This is a genomic window from Anaerobiospirillum succiniciproducens DSM 6400 (assembly GCF_000482845.1).
GTDB lineage: Bacteria > Pseudomonadota > Gammaproteobacteria > Enterobacterales > Succinivibrionaceae > Anaerobiospirillum > Anaerobiospirillum succiniciproducens.
Map to the genome: position 1 here is coordinate 1 of NZ_AXWV01000001.1, position 16,608 is coordinate 16,608.

The 16,608-nt window shown below is 43.9% G+C and carries 12 protein-coding genes and 1 pseudogene; 4 read left to right on the plus strand and 9 right to left on the minus strand.

The window, feature by feature from the left end; translation table 11 throughout:
- Positions 1–398: 398 nt before the first annotated feature.
- The 5 genes and pseudogenes from H524_RS0100005 to H524_RS16095 all read right to left on the minus strand — a co-directional run.
- Positions 399–807 (minus strand): annotated as a pseudogene (locus H524_RS0100005) (flagellin N-terminal helical domain-containing protein); the annotation flags it as partial.
- 195 nt (positions 808–1,002) lie between these two features.
- On the minus strand, positions 1,003–2,004 hold the full coding sequence (locus tag H524_RS0100010) for a flagellin N-terminal helical domain-containing protein (protein ID WP_027938759.1): 1,002 nt from the start codon (positions 2,002–2,004) through the stop codon (positions 1,003–1,005).
- A gap of 200 nt (positions 2,005–2,204) precedes the next feature.
- Positions 2,205–3,197 carry a flagellin N-terminal helical domain-containing protein gene (locus H524_RS0100015; protein ID WP_027938760.1) on the minus strand — a complete coding sequence of 331 codons (993 nt, stop codon included), beginning with the start codon at positions 3,195–3,197 and terminating at the stop codon, positions 2,205–2,207.
- A gap of 200 nt (positions 3,198–3,397) precedes the next feature.
- Positions 3,398–4,363: a flagellin N-terminal helical domain-containing protein gene (locus H524_RS0100020; protein ID WP_027938761.1), complete on the minus strand. Its 966-nt coding sequence runs from the start codon at positions 4,361–4,363 to the stop codon at positions 3,398–3,400.
- A 441-nt stretch (positions 4,364–4,804) separates the two neighbouring features.
- A complete protein-coding gene (locus H524_RS16095) occupies positions 4,805–5,944 on the minus strand; it encodes an alpha/beta hydrolase (RefSeq protein WP_052338807.1) in 1,140 nt (379 codons plus the stop codon).
- A 786-nt stretch (positions 5,945–6,730) separates the two neighbouring features.
- Here H524_RS16095 and hpt point away from each other — a divergent pair.
- From hpt to H524_RS16105, 3 genes are all read left to right on the plus strand, one after another.
- Positions 6,731–7,279, plus strand: coding sequence for a hypoxanthine phosphoribosyltransferase (gene hpt, locus H524_RS0100035; protein WP_027938762.1), 549 nt, complete (start codon positions 6,731–6,733; stop codon positions 7,277–7,279).
- Positions 7,266–9,410, plus strand: a complete 2,145-nt coding sequence (locus H524_RS16100) for a S16 family serine protease (protein WP_052338808.1) — start codon at positions 7,266–7,268, stop codon at positions 9,408–9,410. Before hpt ends, H524_RS16100 begins: the two co-directional genes overlap by 14 nt.
- Before the next feature lie 234 nt (positions 9,411–9,644).
- Positions 9,645–10,475 carry a formyltransferase family protein gene (locus H524_RS16105; protein ID WP_052338809.1) on the plus strand — a complete coding sequence of 277 codons (831 nt, stop codon included), beginning with the start codon at positions 9,645–9,647 and terminating at the stop codon, positions 10,473–10,475.
- 89 nt (positions 10,476–10,564) lie between these two features.
- Here H524_RS16105 and H524_RS0100050 read toward each other — a convergent pair whose 3' ends face one another.
- The 3 genes from H524_RS0100050 to H524_RS0100060 all read right to left on the minus strand — a co-directional run bounded on the left by H524_RS0100050 (position 10,565) and on the right by H524_RS0100060 (position 13,272).
- The gene (locus H524_RS0100050; RefSeq protein WP_027938763.1) at positions 10,565–11,065 is read right to left on the minus strand and encodes a threonine/serine exporter family protein; all 501 of its coding nucleotides are present in this window, start codon (positions 11,063–11,065) and stop codon (positions 10,565–10,567) included.
- Between the two features lie 178 nt (positions 11,066–11,243).
- Positions 11,244–12,860, minus strand: coding sequence for a threonine/serine exporter family protein (locus H524_RS16110; RefSeq protein ID WP_027938764.1), 1,617 nt, complete (start codon positions 12,858–12,860; stop codon positions 11,244–11,246).
- A 103-nt stretch (positions 12,861–12,963) separates the two neighbouring features.
- Positions 12,964–13,272 (minus strand): hypothetical protein, encoded by a 309-nt coding sequence (locus tag H524_RS0100060; protein ID WP_027938765.1) that lies wholly within the window; start codon positions 13,270–13,272, stop codon positions 12,964–12,966.
- A gap of 821 nt (positions 13,273–14,093) precedes the next feature.
- Between H524_RS0100060 and H524_RS16115 the strand changes: the two genes are divergently transcribed.
- Entirely contained in the window at positions 14,094–15,404 is a 1,311-nt protein-coding gene (locus tag H524_RS16115) for an SDR family NAD(P)-dependent oxidoreductase (protein WP_052338810.1), read from the plus strand.
- Between the two features lie 284 nt (positions 15,405–15,688).
- On the opposite strand, the gene H524_RS0100070 is transcribed toward H524_RS16115, so the two are convergent.
- Complete coding sequence (locus H524_RS0100070; RefSeq protein WP_027938767.1) at positions 15,689–16,561, minus strand: NAD-dependent epimerase/dehydratase family protein; 873 nt, start codon at positions 16,559–16,561, stop codon at positions 15,689–15,691.
- Positions 16,562–16,608: the final 47 nt, after the last annotated feature.

Consider the following 16,608-nt stretch of genomic DNA (forward strand, 5'->3'; position numbering starts at 1 on the left):
CTTTGCAGACATGTTTTTTCTCGCAAGTGAAGAATTTAACAAAAGCCTGAAAGACTGCTATACTAGCCCCAGTGTTTTATTGGTGGTGGCGTTTGCAGTCTTTCGCTGTGAACGCACATCTTAACACACTGATCATAGTATCTTCCGAGATTGGACTCGGTTATCTTGGTAAAAGCAATAAATTTAGTGTAAGAACGAAAAGAATTAGTGGCAAACTAAGTCGCGGGAAAAGACAAGTTTGCGAGATTGCAGCACCAAAAAGTCTTTCAGAGGTGTTTCACTAAATTCCACTTGAAAGTAATACTCTCCATCAGCATTTTTGAGAGTATCTAAAGCTTTTGCGCCATTGGCATTACCAACGCCATTAGGAGCTGAGGTTGCTCCTTTACTCATAAGAACATGCGCACCGGCAAAAGTAGTTTTATAACCAATACGAGTAATTTCTTGGCAAAGTGAATCTACTTCTTCTTGGAGGGCCTTACGATCCTTTTCAGTGTTGGTACCGTTTGCTGCCTGGACTGCTAAGGTACGGATACGCTGCAGCATGTTGGTGGTTTCGTCGAGAGCACCTTCAATGGTCTGAGCTAAGGCAATACCGTCATTAGCGTTACGATTTCCCTGATTTAAGCCATTTATCTGGGATGTTAAGCGATCAGCGATCTGCAGACCTGCTGCATCATCTTTAGAGCTATTGATACGAAGACCTGAGGACAGTCTCTGATAAGAGGTATTGAGGGCCAAAGTAGAGTTAGCCAGCTTACGTTGAGCATTAATTGAGCTCACGTTGGTATTGACGTATAGAGCCATGATCTATCTCTCCGATTGTATTAGTCGGTAGAGAGATACCTCTTGGCTCTGTCTCCACCTTGCATGTTGCAATCAATGTATTTGTAAAGGGCATGCATGCCACTTACGAATAAACTGTCTGCGATAAGTTCATCCTAAGAAAGGCCGCAAATGTTAGTAAACGGCCTTGAGATGATATGAGAAACGAAACCTTGTTTAGCGGCCTAACAGGCTAAGAGCGACAGTAGGACGTTGGTTAGCCTGACTTAAAATAGTCTGAGATGCCTGCTGGATGATCTGATTTTGGGTCAGTGCTGCAGTCTCAGATGCAAAGTCAGTATCGCGAATACGGCTGCGAGCATCAGATTCATTCTCAGCAATAGAACTTTGGTTACGGATCGTTGATTCCATGCGGTTTTGCACGGCGCCTAGGGCGGCACGCTGACTATCAATCTTTTCAATAAACTGATCGATGCCTGCAAGAGTAGCCTGTGCACAGCTAGGAGTTGCAACAACCCATCTCAATGCTGACCACTTGTCAGCCTTTGACATGTAAAGGCCCATTTTATTTGCATTTGCTGCTTTAGACTGACCGTTGTCAACTTGAATTTTGTCCTTGTTAATTCCAAGCATGTCAAAGATTCCTTTCATATGGAATCCTTGTTTCATTTCTAAGTTGATCATGTCATTAGCATTCGCGCCAACTTGAAAGTAGTAGGCTCCGTTAGCATTCTTAAGCGTATCAAGAGCAGGATCACCTGCTTGACCTGTACCATTAGCAGTCTTTTTAGCACCAAGACTCATTAAAACATTTGCTCCTGCAAAAGTAGTCTTATAGGCTATACGAGTGACTTCTTGGCATAGAGCAGTCACTTCTTCCTGGAGAGCTTGGCGATCTTTTTGTGTGTTAGTACCGTTAGCTGCCTGAACGGCTAAGGTACGAATACGCTGCAGCATGTTGGTGGTTTCGTCGAGTGCACCTTCAATGGTCTGAGCTAATGCGATACCGTCGTTAGCGTTACGATTTCCCTGATTTAAGCCATTTATCTGGGATGTTAAGCGATCAGAGATCTGCAGACCTGCAGCGTCATCTTTAGAGCTATTGATACGAAGACCTGAGGACAGTCTCTGATAAGAGGTATTCAGGGCTAAAGTAGAGTTAGCCAGCTTACGTTGAGCATTAATGGAGCTCACGTTGGTATTGACGTATAGAGCCATGATCTATCTCTCCGAATGTATTAGTCGGTAGAGAGATGCCTCTTGGCTCTGTCTCCACCTTGCATGTTGCAATCAATGTATTCGTAAAGGACATGCATGCCCCTTACGAATAAACTGTCTGCTAGAGATGTTTTTCTAAAAAGGCCGCAATGGAGAGTTAGCGGCCTTGGCTATATAGAGAATCGATAACTGCTAGGTGGCTATCTGCCGCCTAACAGATTCAGCGCAACAGTTGGACGCTGGTTAGCTTGTGTCAGAATGGTCTGAGAGGCCTGCTGAATAATCTGGTTCTGAGTTAAAGCTGCAGTTTCAGATGCAAAGTCGGTATCACGAATACGGCTGCGAGCATCAGATTCGTTCTCGGAAATTGAGCTCTGATTGCGAATGGTACTTTCCATTCTGTTCTGTATTGCGCCTAGGGCCGCACGCTTAGAATCAACGGTTTCAATGAATAAATCGATGTACTGAAGTGTCTTCTGAGCTACTGATGCTGTATCAACAGCCCAGTATGCTTCTGATAATTTGTTATTTTGGCCTACAAGACCAAATCCGTCATTGCCGGCAGCTGCAACACCATCTGCTTTCATTTGCAACTGCTGGCCACCTTGACGACCCTCATTTACCATTTTCATGATGCCATTCATATCGAAAGCACCACACTCCAATGTGATCTCGTCTTTGGCATTGGCTCCGACCTGAAAGAAGTACTCATACTTATCAGCCGCAGCACCAGGGGCTGCTGCGATCTTACGCATCAGGGTATTGTTGCCGCCACCATCAAGAACCTGTGCGCCTGCAAAAGTGGTCTTCTTAGCAATACGGCTGATTTCGTGGGAGAGAGACTTAACTTCTTCTTGGAGAGCCTGACGATCTTTTGCTGTGTTAGTACCGTTAGCGGCCTGGACGGCTAAGGTACGGATGCGCTGCAGCATGTTGGTGGTTTCGTCGAGAGCGCCTTCGATGGTTTGAGCTAAGGCAATACCATCATTTGCGTTACGATTTCCCTGATTTAAGCCATTTATCTGGGCTGTTAAGCGATCAGAGATCTGCAGACCAGCAGCGTCGTCTTTAGAGCTGTTGATACGAAGACCACTAGAGAGTCTCTGATAAGAGGTATTTAGGGCTAAAGTGGAGTTAGCCAGCTTACGTTGAGCATTAATGGAGCTCACGTTGGTATTGACGTACAGGGCCATAGTTCTCTCCTAATTCCTTAGTAAGTAGAGATGCCCATTGGCTCGATCTCCACCTTGCATAATGCAGTCAATGTATTCGTAAAGGGCTGCTTTGCCACTTACGAATAAACTGTCTGCAAGCTCATCTCTTTTTTAATAAGGCCACCACAAAAGCGGCAGCCTTAGTCGTTATGAGAGATTCGTAATTTGTATGAGGCCTATTAACCGCCTAAGAGGTTCAGCGCTACGGTAGGTCGCTGATTGGCTTGTGTAAGAATAGTCTGAGAGGCCTGTTGAATAATCTGGTTCTGAGTTAAAGCTGCAGTTTCTGATGCAAAATCAGTATCGCGAATACGGCTGCGAGCATCAGATTCGTTCTCGGAAATTGAGCTCTGATTGCGAATGGTACTTTCCATTCTGTTCTGTATTGCGCCTAGGGCCGCACGCTTAGAATCAACGTATTCAATGAACTTATCAATAGTATTCAGGGTGTTCTGAGCAGCCTGAGGAGTCTTTACCAACCAACGTACCTCATTAGTACCATTTGCCTTTGAAAGACCTGCTTTTGACCAATCGGTACCAACATTTCCTTGATTGTTATTACTAAAGACTGGCAAGTTGGCAACATTAATAGTTGTTGCTATCGCGTGCATGGTAAAGGCACCGCATTCAAGGGTGATTTCGTCCTTGGAGTTCGCTCCTACTTGGAAGAAGTACTCATACTTTTGGGTATTGCCAATCTTGCGCATTAAGGAGTTGTTGCCGCCGCCGTCGAGAACTTGGGCACCAGCAAAAGTGGTCTTTTTGGCGATACGTGTGATTTCCTCTGAGAGAGAGTTAACTTCCTCTTGAAGAGCTTGGCGATCTTTTTGAGTATTGGTACCGTTAGCGGCCTGAACAGCTAAGGTACGGATACGCTGCAGCATGTTGGTGGTTTCGTCTAAGGCACCTTCAATGGTTTGGGCTAAGGCGATACCGTCGTTGGCGTTACGATTTCCCTGATTTAAGCCATTTATCTGGGCAGTTAAGCGATCGGAGATCTGAAGACCAGCAGCGTCGTCTTTGGAGCTGTTGATACGAAGACCGGATGAGAGTCTTTGATATGAGGTATTCAGGGCTAAGGTCGAGTTAGCCAGCTTACGTTGAGCATTAATGGAGCTCACGTTGGTATTGACGTACAGAGCCATAGTCGTTATCTCGCATAACTTGCCATGAGCTATCTGTGGACATCATGGCCATTTGGAATCGTAATCTATAAAGTGCATAAGCTGTGCCTATTTACCAAATTACTTTTGCAAGTTTCTTGTCATAAGCCTATTTAAGCCTTGGAATTGCTAGGTTTATGGAACTGATTATGTGAGTTAAGCGCCGCTTTTTTGTGCAATTAATCATTACACACGATCTTGACTGTTTAGATTGTCTTATCGTTGACAGTTAATTTGACAATTTGACTAGCTTTTGCCGCTATGGTTGATGTTTGTCTAACGGATGATAGGGTGGCAGGGATGTTTGACTGGATCTGCAAAGAAAAAGGCCATCAGGGCATGCCGAAGTCGGCTGTGCAGCTGGTGGCCTAATGGGGTGCTAGAAGTTATTGCTAGCAGCTATGGATGTGGTGTAGTGGCTGATTAGTGGACGCCGTACATGCGGTCAGCCATGAAGTTAAAGAGAGCCTTGCGATACTTTGCAGACTCATCTGCCTCTGGAACGATGTAGTCAAAGCAGTGGTAGACGCCGTTCTCAACGTGCAGCTCAACCTCGTTACCAGCATTAACTAACTGGTTGGCAAAGTTTAAGGACTCATTAACAAAGAGATCGATGTCGCCTACATAGATGAAGCTAGCAGGCATGTTGTTTAAGTCCTGAGCAAAGGTTGGTGAGAAGTAGCCTAAGTAGTCACTCTTCTGGATGAGCTTCTTGCGAGCATCTGGGGCCATATGAGCTACTTCTTTGGCATCACCATATTGACTCCAAGCAAATACATTGCTCTCAGGAGTCCATAAGACCTCGCCAGTCTTCTCGGCCTTAACAACTTCGTTGGTGCCAGTGCGGTAATCAAGCATTGGATAAGTCAGAACCTGGCCAGCAATTGGGAAGTCGTAATGATCGCGATTAAATAAAGACATACCGGCAGCTAAGCCACCGCCAGCGCTTTCACCCATTAACACAATAGCATCAGTATTAATGCGGTATTTATCTGCGTTCTGATAGAAGTAAGTAAGCGCACTGTAGCTATCATGAAGCTGTGCAGGGAATGGCTTTTCAGTAGATAGACGGTACTTTGGTACGATTACGTTAGCTTGCAGTGTGTTTGCGATTGTCTGATAGTAGTTAGACATGTAATAGGCATTGCGGAAGAGGAAACCGCCGCCGTGAAGAAACACTACTAAAGGACGATCCATGCGGCGATCTTGCTTAACGGCAACATCTGCATATACAGGGCACTTGTCAGATGGCTCAGTGCAAGCTTGTGGCTTGTATAAGGAAACCTCAACTTCACCTTGCTCAAACTCATTTGGAACCTTGATGATTTCAGGCTTGATGGTGCCAAACTCTTCCTTGAAGTTCTTGGTAAAGTTCTTAACGTCTTCAAGACTGGTCAGGCTTAACATATTTGCAGAGGCTCCATCACGATAAGCAGGAGCAATGCGCTCCATGTATTTGATCTCTGATGCTGTTGCGCTAGTGGTGAACAGCACAGCGCCTAAAGCAGCGCTTAAAGCACTGATGGCAACCATCTTAGACAGTTTCTTGCTACCAAAAATCATTCTGTTTTCCTTATTTGCTTAATTCACAAACACAGTTGACCATGCTTAATCACAGCTAAGATTTTTAGCTAATGCTGCATTGGGTAAAGCTAGCCTTCGCTTGGTAAGACTATCTTCACTGCTTAGTCCTCAAATAGACTATACCTTAGAATACTTAGTATAGTCTTATGAACGCAATAATCATTGTGTACAAACAGAAATATTAGCAGCTAAAGCCGTATTTAGATGCTGTGATCTTTTGCAGCACTATGCTCATTCATATGATCGCAATGATCTTAACGTAAGAACATTTCATGTAAGTAGCATGAGGTTGAGCCTTTGATTACTTTGTAGTGGCATGGGCTGCACTGGGCTCTAAATGAAGTAAGTGATTTGTTTTTTGGGGCGACAGCCTATTTGTCACTAGTTTGAAAGTGTTTACACAGCTTATGAAAATCCGTGTGGTTAAATGATGGTTGCTTTGTAAATTGTGTTGAGTATCTTTTGGGGGGCTTAAATTGGCTTAACCGTGAGTATTATGTTCTCAAAAAGGTAGACAGCACGGCGCTTATACGCCTTTTTACTGATGACTTTAACTTGTAGGTTAGCTATAATCGATCAAATTTCTCATAATTTGTGATGGGCGGTTAGCTAGGCATTATCTAATGCTTTATCAATAAGTAACTGCCATGGCTCACATTAACAATCACGTATGCTGTAGTTGAATTACCTTAGCGAGTATCATCAAAGCTAAAGTACATACTTCACTGTTCTAACGTACGTCTTTGCACAACTGGAGCGGCTTCTATGTCAAGCGAATTAAAAGTTAAAGAACTTATCCCTCTGTATACCAAGGAGCAACTACATGAGCGTGTAGTTGAGATGGGCAAACAGATTAGTGCTGACTACAAGGACAAGAAGCTCTGTGCTGTATGCATCTTAAAAGGCGCTATTCCATTTTTCTCTGATCTGATTCGTCAGATCGACAACATGGATATGACCATCGATACTTTACGTGCATCTTCATATGGTTCAGGCACTGGTTCTTCAGGTGTAGTTAAATTCATCAAAGATGTTGAACAGGATGTTAAAGGTAAAGACGTACTGTTAATCGAAGACGTGGTAGATACTGGTTTAACCATGAAAGAGATCGTGGCTCATATGTATGAGCTCGGTGCTGCTAGTGTTAAGATTGCAGTATGTATCGATAAGCACGAGCGTCGTGAGATCGATATTAATGTTGATTACTATGCATATGAGCTTGAGCAAGGCTTTATCGTAGGCTACGGTCTTGATTTAGCTGAGCGTTATAGACAGCTCGATGGAATTTACGAGGTTGTTCTTGAAGGCAATTAAGTTCAAGCTTAAAGACGGCAGCATGTCTGAAGAGATCAAAGGTGTAACTATGCTTGAAAGAAGTGATTTATATCCTGCTTTTCCAGAGCAGTTATATCATGATTTAGACAGCTCAAATAGTGCTTTACCAAAAGGCGATGCAAAGCTTACTGAGGGCGATCAGTTATCTGACAAGATTGCTCCTCGTTCTTTTGCATCTTTACAGCTGCGTGCAAAAAATGCCATGCGCAGTTTGTTTGCGCTCAAGCGTGAGCGCATGCTGGTCATGTGCACTGGTCGTTTGATCGATCCTTTAGCTACTGCCTATGACATGGTCAAAGAGGTCTCAGGCATTGAGGCCGTGATCGCTTATGCTCCGACTAAGTTTGAGCTCTTTGGCAATGACAAAGAGGATGGCATTTTAACCGCTAACTACTGTCTGATGTCAGCAAGCGGTGCTAGTGTTAAGCTCGCTGGTCAAGCTCGTAAGAGCAATCGTGTGACTCGTATTTGCGATGAAGGTTTATTCACTACTAAGCAAGTTACTGCAGCTGTAGTTGAGGAAGAGACCTCTGAGCCAAATAAAGATTTAAAAGAACTGGGCAAAGACGATCACAAGGTAGCTTTAACTTCTCTTACATCAGTTTGCCAAGATGGTCTGTTTGAGGCTGGCACTTTAGCTGCCGCATCTGGACAAGATGACAGCCACGAGAGGGATGCTAAATCATCTGAGTGCGCTGATAAGGCTGCTTGTTCTCAGAGCAGAGCAAACTACAACGTCATCATCATGCCATGTGTGCATTTAATTGAGCATAGCAAGTGGCTTGGAATGATTGACGCTTGCTTAGCTGAAAATGATGCCTTAAAGCTCATTTTAGTTGGTGATGCTACTGATGTAGCTCAGCTAAGCTTGCTGTGGTCAACTCTCGATAGTGCCATTCATACTGACGTCGTATTAGAGTTCCCAGTAGTGGGGGCTTTACATACCCTTGGCGGTCTGATTAACCACTACCGTCTTAACGATAGATCAGGCTCTGATCTGTTACCGTTTTCACGCGATGCTTTAGCGCTGCTTGCTGCCTATAGCTGCCGTATTAGCGGCGATCGACGTTATTTAGGCTTAACTGAACTTTCTTTAAAGAGTCTCATTTATGAGGCAAATCGTTTTGCTCTGCGCAACTTAAAAGATGTTCAGTGTCCAGAAGCTAAAGAAAACGCTGCAGATTCACAAGATCATGTCTCATGCTCATTTGTAAGTCGTTACCATGTGTTAAAGGCTATTGCAGCTTTAGACTTTAGAAACAACTTCTTAGCTGAGTCGGTATTGCGTGAACACCGTGATCGTCAGCTCTTGATCTCAACTCAAGGTGCAGTAGTTGGTCAAATCAATGGCCTGTCCGTGATTGAGACCTTAGGCACTTCATATGAGTATGGCGAGCCAGTACGTATCACTGCTACTTTAAGAGCAGGTGGTGAAGGCGACGTTATTGATATTGAGCGTAAGGCCGAGCTTGCTGGTCAAATCCACGCTAAGGCCATGATGATCATTAACGGCTTCCTCACCAAAGAGTTTGGTTCAGAGCAGCCTCTGCCAGTATCTGCAAGCCTAGTATTTGAGCAAAGCTACAGTGAGGTTGATGGCGATTCTGCTAGCTTAACTGGCCTGTGTGCGGTGATCTCTGTACTTGCAGGTCTGCCAATTCGCCAGGGCTTAGCGGTAACTGGTGCTGTAGATCAGTTTGGTGATGTGCAAGCTGTTGGTGGCGTAAATGAGAAGATTGAGGGCTTCTATCGCGTCTGCCGTCTCCATGGTTTAACTGGAGAGCAGGGCGTTATCATCCCAAGCTCATGCGTCAATCAGCTGGTATTGCGTCCTGCTGTTGTGAAGGCTGTGGCTGAAGGTAAGTTCCATATCTTTACTGTGTCTCATGTAACCGAGGCTGTAAAGATGCTTACTACTGTTGACTGGGGTGACGCAGAGACCGAGAACACTGTTTGCTATCGCATTAGCGAGCGCCTCAATAATGTTATTGCTGGTGCCCAAGAGCAAACTTGGTACGAAGAGTTAACCGAGAAGGTCAAAGACGTCTTCGCTAAGCTCACTGGTAAGTCAGATAGCAAAGACGACAAGGATGATAAGGCTGCAAAATAAGCCTCTTACCATTCATTTATAAAAAGGCTGCAAAATAAGCCTCTTACCATTCATTTATAAAAAGGCTGCATTTGCAGCCTTGTTAACATGCTTATATCTACAATCTACCCTGCCTTTTATTGTTTTAGCACTTCTCCTCTCTATCAAGGCAGCGCGGCAAACTTAGCACAGTTTTGTTGACTGCAAATGCTATAATCGATGGCTGTAGAACTAAGCTGATCTAAGGATTTTTTGATGAATACAACAGTCAATGATAATCAGAAAGTTTGTACCGACGATCAGGTTATGGCTAAGCTTAAGTCTTTTAGCTGCATATACTTTGTGGGTATTGAGCCCATGCTCTCTAAGTTTTATGAGCGCTTTAACGAGTGTTTTAACGCATCTGCAGAGTTAAAAGTAGTTAAGGTTGTTAGTACGACTCAAAAGAGTAAGGATGATGGGATTGAAGCCGCTTTAAAGGGTGTAAAAGACGCTCTTATCATTAGCGCCTACAATCTGTACATCTTTAAAGATGAGACTGTCGATAACAACACTATCATCAACTATCACAATGCTCTGCTCCCGTGGCATCGTGGTGTCATGGCTACAGTATGGGCTGTTTGGGCAGGCGATAGTGAGGCTGGTATGAGCTGGCATATCGTTGATCGTGGCATCGATACTGGGGCTGTTCTTGTACAACGCTCTGTTGAGGTTGCACCTGATTTAGACTCCATTACTCTCTCAGCTCAAATCAACAGTCTTGCTTTGCAATCTTTGAGTGAGGCCATTGAAAACTTAGTGCATGGCAAGAGGGCAACATTAACACGCACGGTTGACGATGAGTTGCATGGTTACCATGCACTAAAAGATCGTCCAAACCATGGTGTTTTTGACCGAACCTGGGATCAAGCAACGGCATCGCGCTTTTTAAGAGCTATGTATGCAGCCAAGATGAATCAGGTGAAAGCCCCAGAGATTGAGATTGATGGTAAGAAGCATGCTTTCTTAAAATGGAAATTTAAAGAAAACATACTTACTATCAAGACAGTAGATGGTATTAGTGAAACTATAGAGTACAAAGACTAAGTTTTACTAGCTAAGTGATCATGGCTGCTCTTATGCGGCAGCCATTTGTAGCAGCCATGTTCTGACTACCTTGTTTAATCTCGGTAAGATTAAAGCTTAACGTGGCGGTACTTGTAGAAGAACAGTGGTGGAATAGCAAGGCCAATGGCAATAGAGAAGATAATGCCGATGCTGCGCATGCCGCTGTGGAAGAGTACTAAGATTTGATCATTTAAAACGGCATTGCTCTCTGGCTCAGCTACGTTCATCAGTGCAACTAATGCGTTGAATGCATCTACTCCAGGAATCATGGAGATAATGCAAGGTACCGTGAAAATAGGGCGTGGTACTTTTAATCGTGGGCCAAAGTAAATAAAGATCAAAGAGCAGATGCTACAGGCAATGAAAGTAGCTGGGATCACTTCAACATTCATCATCACAAACATGTCACGTGAGCCGCGACTTAAAGCTGAAACAAGTGCGATTAAAGTTAGATAGCGTCCTGGAACAGTAAAAAGCATAGCAAAGGCAGGTCCAATTACCGCTGCAGCTAATGCATGGTACATCACGGTGAGCCATTGCTCGTTTGAGAGCATGATGTGTAAATCCATTTGAGTCTGTCCTGATCCCATGCCTTTAGGCATAGGATTTGTAAAAGTTAATCTGTGTGTTCAAGCGGCTAGTCGCTTACACTAGCCTTGAAATAGATCTGCTGCACTGAGCATACGGGGCGCATTTAGTATGAGCTCATTGACAGTGCAGCTTCGGCCTTAGGATCGATAGTTAGTGCTAGCCGAATATAGCGGTTACGCTTGAGTAGATAAATGAGGTCATTAATAAGCCGACTGCAGCTGACACTATCAATACCAAAGCAATCACGATACGGTTTAGACCAATTGGTACATGGCCTTTAAAAATGTCCAAAAAGCCATTTATGAGCGGGAAGCCTGGTACTAAGAGTAAGGTTGAGGCGGTTGCTGCAAGCATTACATTGCTTAGAGTGCCATTAAAGAGGTAGTGGCAACATAAAGCGGCTATGGAAGATCCAATACATGCACATAGCATGAAGGTAAAGGATTCAAAGAAGCCTCGTCTAATAAACAAGAAGCGGTAATACATTAAGAACAAACAGCCAATTAAAGCTCCTAAGCAAACGGCTGCATTGCCGCCATTGAGGTAGGCAAAGCAACCACCAGCAATTGCCTCAATAAAGATGAGTTGCTTGTGTTGATAATGACGTGGTCTTACTGCACGAATAGCTAAGAAGATCTGGTGAGGATCGCTAAGTGAGCCATTGGAAACACGCAAGCAAATCTGATGGAGCCGACAAAGCGAATCCATGTTGATGGCAAAGTGCTTGATCTCTTTAAAGTCAACAGCAATGTTACTGCCACGGCGTAACTTGACCATGATGCCATCACGTGAGATAGATAAATCGATATTGCGACAGCCCAGATCATGAGACATCTTCTTTACTGACTGGACAATCAGTCGAGTTTCAGCGCCCACTGAAGCCATACGCCAGCCTAATGTGGATAAGAGCTTGGCTTTCAGGGCTAAATCTTCATTATCTGATCCTGGAGTGACATAAGTATCAGCAAAGAGAGCCTCGTCTTCAACAGTCTCTAAGTGCACGCCGTTAGCGTCCTTGAGAACATGAGCTGATGATTTGCTCTTGCTAGCTGCAGATAAAGCGTGCGAAGCTTGAGTATAAGCTTCACCTTGCTTAGCTACAGAGTTGTGGCCGCTTGTATTGTCATTGCTTATAACAGAGTTATTGCAGCTACGGTTGTCATTGCTTATAGCAGAGTTGTTGCAGCTACGGTTGTCATTGCTTATAGCAGAGTTGTGGGCGATATTGTTTTCATTACTTACAGCAGATGCGTTATTAGTAAAGACGCTATGGTCATTTCTATAGCCGTTAGCTAAAGCATCGGCATGGCTGTTCACGCCATCTATAGTTTCTGATTTGTACGCCATGCTTGCATGTGGATGCAGTATGCTTTGGTCGTGGTCGTTACTAAAGTTTGCTCTGTTTAAGAGGTTGTGACACTCGCCTAGATGTGATTGCAGATCAATGTGAACGGAGTCTGTAGCGTTGTAGTGCTCAATGCAATGATGCTTGTGTGAGCTGTAGCTATTATGGCCTGCACGCGCTATGTGAGGGATAACACTTTCAATTGGCTCTGGGAAAATTGCCTTGGAGCCGATGTCATGAATGCGGCCTAGAATGCCTTTTTCATTATGACGATGGATTTGCATCTGCTGCTCATCATTACATGGACTTGGCTGTTCGTTAGAAGCGTAATGAGAGGGCTTAAATGATCCATGACTAACATTATGTAATTGCTTTGAGCCATGATGCTTATGCTCTAGCAGTTCATCGTCCAAGACTGCTTCAGGCATGATATCTCCTAATTTAGCAAGAGAAAATTAAGTCTTACAATCATATGTCTATATGAGCCATCGTGATTTTGGATGGCTCAGGCAAAGTAAAGGCAAGCAAACACTACTTGCGCTTAATTAGTCGGATGATGTGGTGACGCTTTGGAGTGGTCTTAACCTCACTACCATCCTTGATGCGTGAGCAGAAGTTGCTATCGAGTGAGTCAATGCTGCTGTAGCCAGTAGCGCTGCTCTTGAAAAGACTGTCAGCCTTTTCCTCTTCAAAGCTTTGCTCTTCTAAAGCCTGAGCATCAGCATGATTGAGGCGTGCTAAAGCATCTTCGTAGGCTTCACCTGAAGAAAAGTTAAGGTGGGATGGGTGGTCTTTGTTAGGTTGTGTTTTGACAGTGTTGCGATTGTAGATAGTGAACATATCTGCCTCTAAAGCATGATAAAAAGTTTTGTTCGTCTCTTGGTTTAAGCGCTTAACTGTTGAGTAAGAACGTTGTGTAAAACTGTTTACGTAGCCTATTTTTATCCTAGCTATGCACACCGTCAAACATACATATCGAAATTGGTAAGTGATCTGCATCAAAATAAGTCACTTTAAATGGCGTGAATATGCCGCTTTGTGTGAAGTGGATCACTTTAAAATGCAGGTCGAAAAATCTTTTTGGCACAACGACGATGCAAGATCAACTCTTTGATATTTCTTGCAAGCAGCAATTTGAGTGGACAATTTTCATCATTTTGAACCTAGTAAGCTCCTTTCAAGCGCACACTTGCGTAGTGCTACCCCGTCTACAAGATAAATAAGCCAACGAGCCGTACGCAAAACCTGCAAAATGTAGTGCACAAACTCATCAATCGCACATTGCTTACACTTATGTTCTTTGCGTTTGTTGTAGAGTGAATTGCAATTCTTGTTAGCTTAGTGCAACTTAGCGCATGCAACATTGATTGCTTGACAAAACTTGCATATGTAAAAAGCAATCAATTCTATAAAATGGCGTATTTATGCCATTTATCAGAAAAAATATGCACACATGCTTAAAAATTTACATAAGGCACTGACATCATATACTTATGTATGTAAGTGATTAGTACCTTAAGGAAACTACGTTAGTCTGATGGCTTTTAACAGTTATTGCGGTCTTATATGTGGCATGTAACCCAAGAAAAGATGCTTAGTGATGCTATCGAGCTTTGTCTTTGCTAGAATCACAGTGTTAGACCAATGGAGATTTTCTAACCATGGATATGGCTAAGTTTAAGGCTACTTGGGGTGAGTTTAAGAACATCCGTTTTGTAATCACTCCGTATAAGGAATCACCAACTAAAAAGGTTTATGGTGTATCCCTGTACAACAATATACGTAAGACTGATGGTAGCAATGGCTATACAGTAAAGACCGCTCGTATTGGTATCATCAATAACTCCGAGCCATTCGGTCTAATTGAGTTTACAGAGGCTTACTTAGACGAGCATCCAGAGATGCGTTTTGTCACTGTAACTCGTTGCAAAGATGCAGACGGTGCGGTGTATTTTGAGTTTGGTACCCGCTCTTCTCCTCAAAAGCCAATTGAGTCAACTCCAAAGCGTATCTTGGCTCAAAAAGAAGCGGTACGTCAGGCAGCTCGTAAGTATGTCAAAAAAGCTAAAGCATCTGAGTATGAGTCAGATATTGATGATGACTTATTAGAGATCGAGGATGATGCTCATGTGCATGCAGCAGAGTCTCATGCTATTGATGCTACTTCTAAGCAAGTCTCTCACAATACTGATAGTGATAAGAGCAAGGTAATCGCCATTACTGGTGCTGCAGCAGGTATCGGTCGTGCCACCGTGCTTAAGTTTCTTGCTGAAGGCTGGCGCGTGGCTTTTTGCGATATTGAAGAGAAAGCATGTGTTGCTCTACAAAAAGAGATTAGATCTTTAGGCTATGCTGATGCTACTTTCTACTTTTCTAAAGTAGATGTTAAAGAGCGCTCCGAGGTAAACACTTGGATTAGTGGTGCTGCTACTTTCTTTGGCCGTATTGACGCTCTCTTTGCCAATGCTGGTATTCACCGCTCCAATACCATCATGAACATCACCGATAACGAGCTTGATCTCATGATGAATACCAACATCAAAGGCACCATCATTACTATTCAAGAGGCCTTACCTTTCCTAAAGGATGCAGACAAAGGCTCAATCGTAATTAACTGCTCAGATCAGTTCTTCATCGGCAAGAGCAATAACTTTGGATATGGCCTCACTAAAGGCGCTTTAGGTCAAATCACTCGCTCTTTAGCCGTGGACTTAGCTCCAATGGGTATTCGTGTGAATGCTGTGTGCCCAGGTACCATCCGCACTCCTCTGTCAGAGGCTGCAATTAAGCGCTATGCTGATAAGGTAGGTATCTCATCTGAGGAAGCATGGGCTGAAGAGGGACAGCTATTCTTATCTGGCCGCTGCGGTACCTCCGACGAGGTTGCAGAGGTAGTCTACTTCTTAACCGAGAAGGGTACCTTCACCACCGGCTCCCATTACCTCGTAGATGGCGGCATCTGTGCTCGCTAACAAGCAAAGAGTAGCTCTCACAGGCTCGCTCTACGTTGCTCGCTAGCATGCAAAGCGTAGCTCTAAGGCTCGCACTCAATTGCTTGTTAACAAGCACTGCATTTAGCAAACGCTAAATTGCTTGCTAACAAATTCTAGTAGCTCGCATGTGAGAGCTACTTAAGCAATCATGATTAGGCCCATCCATTGTGATGGGCTTTTTCGTATCTGCATGAGGCAAAGACAAAAACAGCCCCAGTGTTACGTGGAGCTGCTTTAGTTTTCTGTAGCTGTTAGCTGTAGTTCTATTCGACCTTAGAGATGTCTGGCGTATAGAACTTAAAGCCGTGTTGTAAGAGCACATTTGGCTTAACGTCTTGATCTGCCTTTAACAGAATCATACGGCGATCACCAAGCTTTAAGAAACCAGTCATGATTGGGATTGGTGGCAGCTTGGAGTGCTTGAAGCAGCAAGCTAAAAGCTCTTTTAAAGTAGCGCTCTGAGGAGAAACGAGGTTAACTGGGCCTGATGGTAAAGTACCTTCAGTCATCAGCATTAAGGCATTGAGAGTGTCGTGCAGCTCAATGAATGGAACCTTGTTCTCGGCATGTAAAATGGTAAATGGTGGGGTGAAAGCTGACTTCTTGATAAATCCACCATTGCGGTGGAGCACGATACCAAAGCGTGCAATATAGAAGTGCTTGAAGTTGAAGCGCTCATTTAATTCTTGAGCTGCAGCTTCTAACTTACGAGTAAGCTCAGCAATCTCGTTGTCGCCATTAGTTGGGCTGTTCTCGTCGATCTCACCATTGCCCTTGTCATCATAAATAGCCACAGCACTTGCCTGTACATAGATTGGAGGCAGGGTGATGAGAGCCTTAAACTTATTGATGATGTCTAAACGGCTAGATAAGAGCAGGTTAAGACGACGGGTGGTAATTGCCTTTGCACCAAAGCTCTCGCCTGCAAAGTTAAACAATACATCGCCTTCGCCGTTGTAATCATCGTAAGAGATGAGATTAACTTTACCTGACAGGCCGTGGTGTTTCTCAAGACGAGCGTTGATCACTGCGATATCGGAATGGGTAAGCACAGTAACCTGGTGACGCTGTTCAATCAGCATTTTGGCAAAGTATCCGCCGACGAAGCCAGATCCACCTGCGATAACTACGTGCATTTTTTCCTCCAACTATCACAAGCTACGCACAACTTTGCTAAGGTACA

What these genes read in the sequence shown, in the direction of transcription:
- H524_RS0100015 (WP_027938760.1), bottom strand. Translation starts at nt 3,197, where the DNA reads ATGGCCCTGTACGTCAATACCAACGTGAGCTCCATTAATGCTCAACGT.
- H524_RS0100010 (WP_027938759.1), bottom strand. Translation starts at nt 2,004, where the DNA reads ATGGCTCTATACGTCAATACCAACGTGAGCTCCATTAATGCTCAACGT.
- H524_RS0100060 (WP_027938765.1), bottom strand. Translation starts at nt 13,272, where the DNA reads ATGTTCACTATCTACAATCGCAACACTGTCAAAACACAACCTAACAAA.
- hpt (WP_027938762.1), top strand. Translation starts at nt 6,731, where the DNA reads ATGTCAAGCGAATTAAAAGTTAAAGAACTTATCCCTCTGTATACCAAG.
- H524_RS0100070 (WP_027938767.1), bottom strand. Translation starts at nt 16,561, where the DNA reads ATGCACGTAGTTATCGCAGGTGGATCTGGCTTCGTCGGCGGATACTTT.
- H524_RS16095 (WP_052338807.1), bottom strand. Translation starts at nt 5,944, where the DNA reads ATGATTTTTGGTAGCAAGAAACTGTCTAAGATGGTTGCCATCAGTGCT.
- H524_RS16105 (WP_052338809.1), top strand. Translation starts at nt 9,645, where the DNA reads ATGAATACAACAGTCAATGATAATCAGAAAGTTTGTACCGACGATCAG.
- H524_RS16115 (WP_052338810.1), top strand. Translation starts at nt 14,094, where the DNA reads ATGGATATGGCTAAGTTTAAGGCTACTTGGGGTGAGTTTAAGAACATC.
- H524_RS16110 (WP_027938764.1), bottom strand. Translation starts at nt 12,860, where the DNA reads ATGCCTGAAGCAGTCTTGGACGATGAACTGCTAGAGCATAAGCATCAT.
- H524_RS0100050 (WP_027938763.1), bottom strand. Translation starts at nt 11,065, where the DNA reads ATGGATTTACACATCATGCTCTCAAACGAGCAATGGCTCACCGTGATG.
- H524_RS0100020 (WP_027938761.1), bottom strand. Translation starts at nt 4,363, where the DNA reads ATGGCTCTGTACGTCAATACCAACGTGAGCTCCATTAATGCTCAACGT.